Origin of the sequence: Chryseobacterium defluvii (assembly GCF_014204415.1) — a bacterium.
In the GTDB taxonomy this organism is placed as follows: Bacteria; Bacteroidota; Bacteroidia; order Flavobacteriales; family Weeksellaceae; genus Chryseobacterium; species Chryseobacterium defluvii_A.
The window spans coordinates 538,455-551,276 of record NZ_JACHLE010000001.1; the positions used below are offsets into that span (position 1 = coordinate 538,455).

Sequence of the window (12,822 nt, forward strand, 5' to 3'; positions counted from 1 at the left end):
TATGGGAAATATAAATTTTGGAATAGACCTGGGAACGACCAACTCCGGCATTTGCAGGTTTGTGGGCGGAAAAGTGGTTGTCTATAAAAACCCTGTTGGCTTTAGTGAAACATTGCCCTCCATTGTTGCCTACAAAAAGGGAAGGATCTTTATCGGGGACAAAGCAAGAGAGCTCCTGAAATCAGCAAGTATGGATGTTTTCTCCTCATTTAAAAGAAAGATGGGAACAGAACACCAGTATCAGGTTGTTGATACGGGTGAGCAGAAATCCCCTGTTGAGCTTTCATCAATGGTTTTAAAAGAGCTTCAGAGCTTTATTCCGGATGAAAAGCCTCAATCCATTGTAATTACCATTCCGGCATCATTTGATACCGTACAGTCCAATGCTACGAAAAAAGCGGGAATGATGGCGGGCTTTCAGCAGGTTGTGCTTTTGCAGGAACCTATTGCAGCATGTTTAGCTTACGCCAATTTTCAGAATATAGAGCATGCAGAGGAAAAAAACTGGCTGGTTTACGACTTTGGAGGCGGAACTTTCGATGTGGCTCTCGTAAAGATCAATGAAAGAGAGCTGAAGATCATCGATCACGAAGGGAATAACTTTTTAGGTGGGGTAGACCTGGATCATTTGGTGATCGAGCATTTATTCGTTCCTAAAATAGAAGAAACCCTTAATGAGACCTCACTGTTCAAAAAGCTGATGTCTAAAGAGGATAATTATTATTCAAAACTCTACTATGAGCTTTTGTACAAAGCAGAGGAAGTAAAAAAAGAGCTTTCCGTAAAAGAAATTGTTATTACAGAACTGGAACTCAATGATGGCGAGTATTATATCGATTTTGAAATCTCAAGAGCAGATTTTAATGATGTTATTGCCGGAAAAGTGGATGAAACAGTAACCCTGATCAAAAAATTGCTGGAAGAAAATCAAAAATCGTCCCATGATATCGAAAGGATCATTCTGGTTGGCGGAACTACCTATATTCCTTATATCCGGGAACATCTGAGAGAAGTTTTCGGGATTCTGGTGGACAATTCCATTGACCCGACAACGGCCGTAATGGTGGGAGCTGCCTATTTTGCCGGAACCAAAGAAGAGGATCCACAAATTGCAGGCTCTATTGATAATTCAGGTTCGCAGACACCAAAAAACCAGGATCAGAATACGGTAGATGTGAAGCTTATTTATGAGGTCAATACACAGGATGAGGAAGAATTGCTGGTGGGAATGGTAGAAGGCTATTTTGAAGGCTATTTCAGGATCACAAGGAAAGACGGAGGTTTTGATACCGGCCTGATGGGCTTTAAAAATAAATTTTCAGAGTTTATCAAAGTTTTACCCAAGCAGGCTAATAATTTTACGTTAACGGTTTTTGACAGTCATCAGAATCAGGTTTTTGAGCAGAATACGATATCCATTAATCATGGGATCTATAACATCTCGGGACAGCCGCTTCCCAATGATATATGCCTGGAGGTGGATGACAATTTCGGAAGTACCTTTCTGGAAAGGATCTTTAAGAAAAACGATATCCTGCCTCTGAGCAGGACCATTTATAAAACCACTTCCAAAAACTTTAATAAAGATAATGAGGACAAGCTTATCATTAATATTTTAGAAGGAAAATCGGGTACCCTTCCGGCAAGTAATATGAGCATCGGATATATTGAGATCAACAGCAAAGATATGCCGATCAACTTGTTGAAAGGGATGGATATCGAGCTGAAATTTAATATGAGCGAATCAAGAGACCTGTCCGTTTCCGTTTATATAAGCTCTATTGATTATGAAAAAAATGAGGTCTTTAATCCCCATACCAAATACATCAATAAAAAGAAATTCCAGGAAGATATCGATAAAGTGATCGATGATATAGAATATGAATTAAGCTTTGTAGATAATATTGACAATGCGGCTTCAGAAGATATTTCCGTTCTGATTCAATTTAAAAATATCAAAGACGAGCTTTTTAAAATAAAATTTGACTTGATAGAAGTGCAGGAAGATGATGCCACGGAAAGGATCTTCCAACTCGATGAAAGAAAAAGAAGAGCCTTGCAGGAATATGATAAACTGGTACGTTTCAGGGATGTGGTCGTTGAAATTGAAGAATATAAAACTTCCAGAACAGATGTGGAAAGTGTTTTGGAAGATGCTTCCCATAAGCAGAAAGAGCAGTTTCAGAAAATCATTAAAGATGAAAGGATATTTTTAGAGTCTAATGAAAAATCGATCATTAAAAGAAAATCCAAAGAACTGGATAAACTGTATGCGGATATCTATTACAAGAAAGATGAATCGTATGCCTCCCTGTATTATTACTACAAATATCGGGACAGTGATGAATATACCGATCAGAAGAAAGCGAAAAAGCTTATTGATGCGGGAGATAAAGCTATTGAAAGCGGAAACTTCAAAGAGGTGAAATATGTTATTCACAGCCTTTATGAGCTCTTAAAAGTGAAGCCCAAAGATCCGTTTGAAGATAAGGATGGAAATTTAGGGCTTAAATAAAAAATACAGAATATCAAATAGCGATTCTGTCTTACTTAAGCCTATAAGGTTTTAAAATCAAAGGCCGGCAAAATTTAATATTCTGTAAACCTATTTCAATTTGATATGTTTAAAAAATAAAGCACTCTACGGAATGCTTTATTTTTTATTCTTTACAAAAGCTCTTATAATCCACACAAGAATGATAATTCCTCCAAATCCCACACCTCCGGAAGCAATACCCAAAGCGATCACTCCACCAAGAATGGCGAGACAGGCCCCTATGATGGCAATATAAAACTGAAGCATGACCAGTTTGAACCCGAATTTTTTTGCCTTTCGCCGGAAAGAAATATCCTTTTTGCTCTCAGATTGCTCTTCAAATTGTTTGTTCAGGCTTCGGTTGGCCGCCAGAAATACGACCAACTCAGCCCCTATAACGAGACAGAATATGCCGACACCCCTTTGATAAAGAAAATAAAGACATACAAAAACGATCGTATAAAAAATAGAGATCAGGATCCATTCCGCAGTATTCCCGTGGTCTTTTTCAATATATTTTTTAGGGACGCTGGTTCTGGGCTTTGTAGCAAACTGTGATTCCTTTCCTGCCCAGCTTGCTCCGATCCTTGAGTTTTTGGCAAGAGTTTCCCGAAGATTCTCCGTATAGGCATCAAACCTGGCCAGGGCTATGAAGATTTTTCCTAAATGAACCATATAATATGTGTCCGTATACTGATATTGGGACAAGTCATTATTAATGTCAAGGATTTCCTCATTAAAATAATGGGAGTCTATATCCGACTGCAAGGCGTAAAAATGAGGGTCTATGGCATGCCTGTACTGGTTCAGGAAATAGTCATACTGCTCTTTATAAGGAAGCGTGGCTCTTACCAGATTGTTCTTATTCGTCAGAATATCGAGCAGCAGGTCTTTATTTTCAAAATTAATGACCGGAAAGTAGTTTTTATAAAAAATCCTGAGGTTTTCCCAGTTATGATTTTTAATATTGGCCTGGATATAATCTTTAATGCTTTCTGAAAAATCGTTTCCAAAATCCTCCTGTATGGCAGGCGGCTCAGAAAATATCCTGTTCCGGGAAGAATCTATTTTGAAATATTCCTTTTTTAAGATCCTGATCAGATTTTCATCACTGAATAACCGACCGTATTTATTTCCGTTTTCCCTGAAAAAGCCTATAAAATTCTCTATGTCATTCAACAGCAGGGCATCATCACTTTTCTGATGGGCTTTTAGAACTTTTTCGGCCTTAATGATATCAGAAGGGTTCCCGGGATCAAAACCGGGAATAGTTTCCTTGATAACGTCTAGTAATTGAAGATTGACCACCCTTATCAGTTCTTTTTATTGAATAAAAATTTTCCTGCCAGAATAGCAGCAGGCAATATAATATGAGTCGGGAACTTTCCGGCGGATAACGACTCGTAAATATAGAGCGAACCCCAGCCTACCAGAAGGATTAAGGGCCATCCAACGACCATGGTGATAAGAAGCGTTGCGGAAACCTTTCCGATAAGATCCGTCTTGTTTTTAAAATCAAAGCTGCTGAAATAATATCTGAAATTCCTGCGGGCCAGATAGATGACCAGGACATTGGCCAGAATATAAAACAGAAAAGCTGTCATCCCGAATGAGAAAACATACACGAAGCTTAATGCATACACCCCCAGAATAAGGCTCGAAAGGAATAATATAAGTCCCTCGTTCTGATTCTTTGAAAAGAACATGGCAATACGGTAAGCAATACCGCTGAAAAACCCGCTTTTCTGGCTTTTCCAGTTCTCAGCAGTACTTTGGTTGTTTCTTAAAACATCTCGGGTCGTATTATTGGAAGATGTGAAGGCACAAAGCGCAGAAAGGATCTCCCCAAGGACAATTTTATTGTCTATGCTGGTCATCTGGTTAGCTGCAACGGCATTATTGATCATAAGGATCTCCTCGTCAAACTCAAAATCATCGATCAGAGACTGAAGGTAATAATATTTTTTATCAATGGAAAACGGATAGCTGTCCCGGAATGAAAACAGGTTCTTATACTTTGAAATTCCGTCAATGATAATATAATTTTTATCATGAATGAGGTTTTTATAAAAATCCAGACTGTCTGCACTGAAAAAAGAAGGATAAAACTGCTGGAACCAGATCAGATCCTGCCATTTGTTATGCCGTACACTTACCGAAATGAATTCTTTAAGATAAGGGGTGAAAACTTCCCTGAACGCTTCGATCTCGTTTTCCGGAATACCTTTCAGATTAGGTTTTTGTTTGATATTCTCAGGATAAGAATCAGTATAAATACTTTTTATCACAGGGAGTTTCAGTATCCTGTCAAAATTTTCCTTCTGATTTTTAACATGGTCTAAAAATGCTTCAATTTCATTGATGGAAAAATTGTTGTTGAGCCTGCTTTCGGCTTTCAGCAGTTTTTCGGCTTTTATGACATCCTGGGGATTATCCGGGTTAAAATCCTGAATATTATCGTCTACAAAATCCCTCAGTCTGAAATTGATCATGATCTATGTTTTTTTTGCAAAATAAAAGAAATTAATAAAATATTTCAGAAAAATCTGATACTTTTCATCATAAAGAGCTAATAAAAAAGTATCTGAAGCCAGGTTTAGATCTATTGATGCCTTATTTCAGTATTATCTTTCAACATACACTTTGTCATAATACATAGTATGGAATTCCACTGTAAAAAGTAAGATCACTGGCTCCCAAATTTCGAAAACAAAGCCTAATATAATTCATGATTTAAAATTCAGAAGTTATGATTAATTTTGCAGTATGAAATTCTTCTGGAATTCCATTTGAACATTTAAATTTAGAAATGAACTCTTTAATCGATAAATATAATATTCCCGGACCGCGTTACACATCATATCCTACCGTTCCGTATTGGGATGAAAGCACTTTTTCTCCTGAACAATGGAAACAAAGTGTGATAAGATCCTTCCATGAAAGTAATGCGGAAGAAGGAATTTCCATCTATATCCATCTGCCTTTTTGTGAGGCATTGTGTACATTTTGTGCATGCCATAAGCGTATCACCAAACAGCATAGTGTAGAAATACCCTATCTGGAAAGCGTTTTAAAAGAATGGAAACTTTATCTTGAGCTTTTTGAGGAAAAGCCAAAATTAAAAGAGCTTCACCTGGGAGGAGGTACACCCACTTTTTTTTCTCCCGAAAATTTAAAGACATTACTGGAAGGGATCTTTTCTACAGTGGAAATTGTAGAACACCCGGAATTTTCTTTTGAAGGCCATCCTAATAATACCACGAAAAACCATCTTCAGACCCTTTATGATCTGGGTTTCAGGAGGGTGAGCTTTGGGGTTCAGGATTATGATCCAAAAGTTCAGAAAGCCATTAACAGGATCCAGCCCTTTGAAAAAGTAAAGGAGGTAACGGAATGGGCGAGAGAGATCGGTTACAGGGGAGTCAGCCATGACCTTGTTTTCGGGCTTCCGCATCAGCATTGGGATGCAATGGAATATACCATCCGCAAAACGCTGGAGCTGAAACCGGACAGGCTTGCGTTTTATTCCTATGCGCATGTTCCGTGGGTAAAAGGAGTAGGGCAGAGAGGTTTTGATGAGAACGACCTGCCGGGCGGAGAAGAAAAAAGGCGACTGTATGAAGATGGTAAAGAGCTGTTGCAGGAATTAGGATATATAGAAGTGGGGATGGATCATTTTTCTCTGGAGCATGATGACCTGTATCAGTCACAGATTCAGAAGAAGCTTCACAGGAATTTTATGGGGTATACGTCAAGCAAAACCCAGTTAATGGTAGGATTAGGAATGTCTTCCATCTCAGATTCATGGTATGCATTTGCCCAGAATGTAAAAACAGTGGAAGAATACCAGAAAATGGTAGAAGAAGGACATATCCCGGTAGTAAAAGGGCATATCATGAATAAAGAAGACCTGATGGTAAGAAGGCATATCTTAAACCTAATGTGCCAGCTTGAAACAACCTTTGATATTCATAATTCTTTCCCTGAACTGGAAAATGCCTTTGAAATGCTGAAAGAAATGGAAAGGGATGAGTTGGTAGAGATCAGTAATAACCAGATTAAAATTACCGAAAAAGGCAGAGCCTTTACGAGAAATGTCGCCATGGTCTTCGACCTCAGGATGATGAGGAACAAGCCGGAAACAAGAATTTTCTCGATGACAATATAAAAAGAATGAATCCGCCTCAATTTTGAGGCGGATTTTTTAATAAATGCTTAATTCGATTGGATTATATTGTTTTTGTGCTTCTTCTGCATTACTTCTCATATATTCAATATCTTAAATTTATACGGACTGAAAGAAAAGAGTATCTCTTTAGTGAACTGCGACTGTTCATCAGCGACATCACCAAAAGTATTATCAATTCTTACTTTTGGAATGCCTGGATCTCTTATTTGTTAATGATCAGCTTCTGGCTGTATGATTTATAATCTCCTGATTTTACAAGGATATAATACATTCCTGCAGGAATCCAGGAAATATTGATGCCATTGTCATGCTCTACCTTTGCATTTTCCATAATGATTCTTCCTTCTGTGGTGATGATATCAATGGTAGTATCATGATCCGTCAATCCATCAATGAAGACCCTTTCCGAAGCCGGATTAGGATATATCCTGATCGGATTTAAATTACCTGTTTCTTCTGTGGATAATGTGCTGGTCTTTATTTTATAAACTTTTCCGTTATTCACGGCTGCTACATACAGTTCCTTGAGATAATCCTGCCCGAATGTTGAAAAATTATCATCAGGATAAGGAGTGGTCCAGGTAATGGAATTATCCGGATTCATCATTCCGATCTGAGATGAGCAATAATCTGCGAAAAAGTATTTTCCCTGAAAAGCGGGATAAAGCGTTCCCCGATATACATATCCGCCTGTAATGGAACATCTTCCTCCGGAATGGGTATACACGGCAACGGGGAAGGTCATGGTACCAGCCGCCGCACAGCCGGTAGTATTATATGCGTTATTACCCTCATAGCAGCGCCATCCGTAGTTGATTCCGGCCTGGGTGATCGGCATCCTGTTGATCTCTTCGAACTGGTTTTGCCCTACATCTGCGATCATGGCATTTCCTGTAGTCAGGTCAAATGAATATTTCCAGGCATTTCTGAGCCCGTATGCCCACACTTCGTCTGCACCGTCAATTCCCACGAAAGGATTATCCGGTGGAATATTGTAGGGGCCGGTTGCATTGACATCGATTCTAAGCATTTTTCCCAATAAGGAGTTTTTGTTTTGGCCATTATTATTGGGATCTCCACCGCTTCCGCCATCTCCTGTGATGACCCATAAATTTCCATCAGGGGCAAAATGGATGCTTCCTCCGTTATGATTGGAAAAGGGCTTAGGGATGTTCAGTAAAATTTTCTCAGAAGCAGCATCGGCTACATCCGGATTGGAGGAGCTTACACTGTATCTGGCAACAATAATGTTTCCTGCCGTATTATTATAATAAACGAAAAAATATCCGTTGGTAGAGTATTGCGGATGGAAGGCTAGCCCCAGAAGCCCTCTTTCGCCGCCATAGACGATCTTGGTACTGATATTTAGAAAGTTAGTGGCATTCACAGCCCCGTTGGGCTGTACAATTCTAATGATCCCGTTTTGCTGTACAACAAATAATCGGTTGTCATTAGCATTTGTAATTTCGACCGGACTTGTAAATCCGCTGGCGAATTCTTCCAAAATAATGCTTTGAGAATTAAGGATTAAGGAAGAAAAAATCCCCATAGTAAGTAATAGTTTTTTCATAATAATTTGATAATTAATGTGTTGTTTTAAGAATGAAAATTTCATACCAATCAATATTTGGAAAAATGATAAAAATATTTTGTGAAAATTAAGAAATCTGGAATAGACTGGCAATACCGATATATCTGAAAATAAACCATTTCTGTTGTTAAAAATTCATAAAATAGAAAGAAATCATTATATTTGCCGACTTAATTTAACGTAGTTATAACAAAATGCAAGGAAAAGGACTTATTACAATTGTTGCTATTGTACTGGGGCTAATTTGCTTAAACGAGCTATTACCAACCTGGTACGCCAGCAAAATTGAAAAGCAGGCGACTGCTATCGCGGGAGATAATCCGGAGAAGTATCAGAAAGAAATTGCCAGACTTTCTAAGGATACTCTTAATTTAGGATTCACGAAACTTTATTACACTAAAGCGAAAGACAAGGAAATGAAGCTTGGTCTTGACCTGAAGGGAGGGATCAATGTTCTTTTGGAGATCAACCAAAGGGATCTGGTGAATGATTTAACCAATTATTCTACAAACCCTGTTCTTATTGAGGCTTTAAACAAAACAGATGAAGCTCAGAAGAACTCTACAAGATCTTACATCGATAACTTCTTTGTGCAGTTTGATGCTGTAAACAAGACAAAAGGAACTAACCTTAAACTTGCAGATCCTGAGATTTTCGGAAATACCAATCTTACAGAAATCAAGTATAATACTACTGACGAGCAGGTAAAAAGCATTGTTAAAAGAAGAATTGATGCTTCCGTAGGGACTGCTTTTGAGGTGATCAGAACAAGGATTGACAAGTTGGGGGCTATCCAGCCTAATGTTCAGAGAGTTCCTGGTACCGCAAGGATTTCAGTGGAAATGCCGGGTATGAAGGATATCGACAAGGTAAAGAAGATGCTTCAGACTTCTGCAAAATTACAGTTCTGGGAAGTACAGCAGGTTCCTGAAATGGCTCCTTATTTCCAGACCTTAACTGCTATGGTAGCTGCAAAAGGGGATTCTATGGGGGTTGCGAAAAATGTAAATTTCCTGAACCTTTTACATATTGACAAATTAAGAACAAATGGAGTTGCCAACGTAAAATTATCTGACACAGCTGTTGTAAATAAGATTTTGAACAGTAAAGTGGCTCAGTCTTTACGTCCGGCCAACATTAAATATACCCAGTTTATGTGGGGTTATAAGCCTGAGGCTACCGATGCTGAAAGTTTAGTATTGTATGCCATCAGAAGTAACATCAACCAAAAAGCTCCGGTAGACGGTGCTGTTGAAACTGCCAGCATCAGCTATGATGAATTGGGAAGAGTAGTGGTAGACATGCAGATGGATTCCAAAGGAGCTAAAGACTGGAAAACATTAACTGAGAAAAACGTTGGTAAGCCGGTTGCCGTAACATTGGATAACAGGGTATATACTGCCCCGAATGTTGTGAGTGCCATTCCTAACGGAAGAACCCAGATTTCAGGGAATTTCTCTCAGGAGGAAGCTAAAGAATTGGTAGACGTATTGGGAGCGGGTAAACTTCCTGCGGGAGCAAAAGTTGTTCAGGCTACCCAGGTAGGGCCATCTTTAGGACAGGAATCTATTGACGCAGGTTTAATGTCATTTATTATTGCTTTCCTTATCATTATCGTTTATATTATTTTCTATTACGGTGGTGCAGGAGTTTATGCGGTAATTGCAATGATCATCAACTTGTTTTATATTTTCGGTATCATGGATTCGGGAGACTTTACGCTCACGCTTCCTGGTATCGCGGGTATTGTTCTTACGATGGCGGTGGCAGTAGATACCAATGTGATCATCTATGAAAGGACCAAAGAAGAAATATTTGCAGGCAAAGGAATCTTAGAAGCTTATAAAGACGGTTTCAAGCATGCATTAAATGCTATTATTGACGGTCACAGTACAACGTTCCTTACCGCAGTTGTGTTGTTCTTCTTCGGAACCGGGCCTATCAAAGGTTTCGCATTAACGTTAATGATCGGTATCGCGATGACATTGTTCACCTCCGTATTGCTTTCAAGAGTAATGATCTTCAGCAGGCTGAACAAAGGTAAAGGTCTTTCTGTATGGACGCCTCCGACGAAGAACTTATTCAGAAATACATGGATCGACTTCATTGGTAAGAGAAAATATGCCTATATCATTTCCGTTATATTAACGCTGATCTGTATTGGGTCTATCTTTACCCACGGTTTCAAATACGGTATCGATTTTACGGGAGGTAGAAATTATGTGGTAAGATTTGATAAAGAAGTGAATGCAAATGATGTTGAAGAAAATTTAGTTAAACTGTTTAAGACGGAAGATGGTAAAAATTCATCCGTTGAAGCTAAGACTTTTGGAAATGACAAGCAATTAAAGATCTCTACGGATTACCTTATCGAAGATGAATCTTTGAAAGCTGACCAGACTATTGAACAAAAATTATACGAAGGGCTAAAATCAAACTTACCTGCAGGAATGACCTTGAAAGAGTTCAAATCCGCAGATAAAGACCACGCGGGGATCATTTCTTCTGAAAAAGTGGGACCTACGGTTGCCGACGATATTAAAACCCATGGTATCTTTGCAATTGTAGGGGCTTTAGGAATTATCTTCATCTATATCCTTATAAGATTTAGAAAATGGCAATTCTCTCTGGGTGCTGTTGCAGCATTATTCCATGATGCGGTTATTGTTTTGGGAGCTTATTCCTTACTTCACAAGTATATGCCGTTCAATATGGAGATCAATCAGGATTTCATTGCAGCGATCCTGACCGTATTAGGATATTCGATCAACGATACCGTTATTATCTTCGACAGGATCAGGGAATACCTTAGAGAGAAGAAGGCTATAACATTGGCCGGATTATTTGATGACTCTATCTCCAGTACTTTGGGTAGAACATTCAATACCTCATTCACTACTATTCTGGTGATCCTGGCGATCTTCATTTTCGGTGGAGATAACCTGAGAGGGTTTATGTTTGCGATGCTAATCGGTATCGGGTTTGGTACTTATTCATCCATATTCATTGCTTCCGCAATTGCTTATGATTTCCTGAAAAAAGGAAAAGAGGATGAAGTACATGGCAAGTCCACTACCAATAAAGAAGTTTTAGCTTCAAAATAATATTCAACTACGATAAATAAGAAAAGCCCTTCACAATGAAGGGCTTTTTGTATTATGCTTTCTTGATATAATGAAATTTAGACTCATTATTTTTTATGATTTCAGTATTTTTGCAGGATTATGGAAAACTCAAAGAAAAAAGCGGCCATAGGCTTTATATTTATTACGCTGTTAATTGATATTACAGGATGGGGGATCATCATTCCCGTTGTTCCGAAATTGATAGAAGAGCTTATTCACAGTGATATAAGTGAAGCAGCTAAATATGGAGGCTGGCTGGGTTTTGCCTATGCTTTTACGCAGTTTATCTTCTCGCCGGTAGTAGGAAACCTGAGTGATAAATATGGGAGAAGGCCCATTATCCTGATCTCGCTTTTCGGATTTGCAGTCGATTATATCTTCCTTGCCCTGGCACCTACGATCTGGTGGCTGTTTTTGGGTAGAGTGATCGCCGGGATTACCGGGGCAAGCGTCACAACAGCAAGTGCTTATATTGCGGATATTTCCACGGATGAAGACCGGGCCAAGAATTTTGGGCTTATTGGGGCGGCTTTTGGTTTAGGATTTATTATAGGGCCTGTTTTAGGTGGAGTATTGGGGCATTATGGAGCCAGAGTTCCTTTCTATGCCGCAGCCGGTTTATGCCTGCTAAACTTCCTGTACGGATATTTTATCCTGCCTGAAAGTTTAGATAAAGACAAGAGAAGGGAATTCGACTGGAAACGTGCCAATCCCATAGGTTCTTTCAAATTTTTAGGAAAGCATCCGGAGATTTCAGGACTTATTGTGGCGCTTATTTTAATATATATTGCTGGACATGCCGTACAAAGCAACTGGAGTTTCTTCACGATGTATGAATTCAGCTGGACGGAAAGAATGGTGGGAATCTCTTTGGGTGTTGTAGGATTATTGGTAGGGATAGTTCAGGGGCTTTTAATACGATGGACAACGCCAAGACTGGGAGAACAGAAAAGCATCTATTACGGGCTTGCCCTGTATGCGATAGGAATGCTGCTATTTGCTTTTGCCACACAGGGATGGATGATGTTTGCCTTCCTGGTGCCTTATTGTCTGGGAGGAATTTGCGGGCCGGCACTGCAATCCGTGATCACGAAAAGTGTTCCGTCCAATGAACAGGGAGAGCTTCAGGGGGCATTGACGAGTTTAATGAGTGCCACTTCCATTATAGGGCCGCCAATGATGACCAATCTGTTCTATTATTTCACGCATGATGAGGCACCGTTTAAATTTTCAGGAGCTCCTTTCTTCCTGGCATTTGTTTTAATGGCGATCAGTGTGGTGATAACCTACTATGCTTTTCAGAAGAAAGAAGTAAAAAAATAACTTATATATAAATAAAAAAACAGGGAATCAAAATTGGTTCCCTGTTTTATTTTAAATA

Annotated in this window: 7 protein-coding genes; 4 read left to right on the forward strand and 3 right to left on the reverse strand. The window is 39.0% G+C overall.

The annotated features are described in order from the left end of the window. The first annotated feature begins 1 nt into the window (after position 1). Positions 2-2,515, forward strand: coding sequence for an Hsp70 family protein (locus tag HNP38_RS02365; RefSeq protein WP_184183857.1), 2,514 nt, complete (start codon positions 2-4; stop codon positions 2,513-2,515). Between the two features lie 138 nt (positions 2,516-2,653). On the opposite strand, the gene HNP38_RS02370 is transcribed toward HNP38_RS02365, so the two are convergent. Further along, positions 2,654-3,844, reverse strand: a complete 1,191-nt coding sequence (locus HNP38_RS02370; protein ID WP_184183859.1) for a hypothetical protein — start codon at positions 3,842-3,844, stop codon at positions 2,654-2,656. 5 nt (positions 3,845-3,849) lie between these two features. Further along, positions 3,850-5,028 (reverse strand): hypothetical protein, encoded by a 1,179-nt coding sequence (locus HNP38_RS02375; RefSeq protein ID WP_184183861.1) that lies wholly within the window; start codon positions 5,026-5,028, stop codon positions 3,850-3,852. 317 nt (positions 5,029-5,345) lie between these two features. Between HNP38_RS02375 and hemN the strand changes: the two genes are divergently transcribed. After that, positions 5,346-6,704, forward strand: a complete 1,359-nt coding sequence (gene hemN, locus HNP38_RS02380; protein ID WP_184183863.1) for an oxygen-independent coproporphyrinogen III oxidase — start codon at positions 5,346-5,348, stop codon at positions 6,702-6,704. A gap of 223 nt (positions 6,705-6,927) precedes the next feature. Here hemN and HNP38_RS02385 read toward each other — a convergent pair whose 3' ends face one another. Then, on the reverse strand, positions 6,928-8,295 hold the full coding sequence (locus HNP38_RS02385) for a PQQ-dependent sugar dehydrogenase (protein ID WP_184183865.1): 1,368 nt from the start codon (positions 8,293-8,295) through the stop codon (positions 6,928-6,930). A gap of 215 nt (positions 8,296-8,510) precedes the next feature. On the opposite strand from HNP38_RS02385, the gene secD reads away from it, so the two are divergent. Together secD and HNP38_RS02395 are read left to right on the forward strand one after the other, a co-directional pair. After that, positions 8,511-11,420: a protein translocase subunit SecD gene (gene secD / locus HNP38_RS02390; protein ID WP_184183868.1), complete on the forward strand. Its 2,910-nt coding sequence runs from the start codon at positions 8,511-8,513 to the stop codon at positions 11,418-11,420. A gap of 120 nt (positions 11,421-11,540) precedes the next feature. Next, entirely contained in the window at positions 11,541-12,764 is a 1,224-nt protein-coding gene (locus HNP38_RS02395; protein ID WP_184183870.1) for a TCR/Tet family MFS transporter, read from the forward strand. Positions 12,765-12,822 lie beyond the last annotated feature (58 nt).

What these genes read in the sequence shown, in the direction of transcription:
- HNP38_RS02365 (WP_184183857.1), top strand. Translation starts at nt 2, where the DNA reads ATGGGAAATATAAATTTTGGAATAGACCTGGGAACGACCAACTCCGGC.
- HNP38_RS02375 (WP_184183861.1), bottom strand. Translation starts at nt 5,028, where the DNA reads ATGATCAATTTCAGACTGAGGGATTTTGTAGACGATAATATTCAGGAT.
- hemN (WP_184183863.1), top strand. Translation starts at nt 5,346, where the DNA reads ATGAACTCTTTAATCGATAAATATAATATTCCCGGACCGCGTTACACA.
- HNP38_RS02385 (WP_184183865.1), bottom strand. Translation starts at nt 8,295, where the DNA reads ATGAAAAAACTATTACTTACTATGGGGATTTTTTCTTCCTTAATCCTT.
- secD (WP_184183868.1), top strand. Translation starts at nt 8,511, where the DNA reads ATGCAAGGAAAAGGACTTATTACAATTGTTGCTATTGTACTGGGGCTA.
- HNP38_RS02395 (WP_184183870.1), top strand. Translation starts at nt 11,541, where the DNA reads ATGGAAAACTCAAAGAAAAAAGCGGCCATAGGCTTTATATTTATTACG.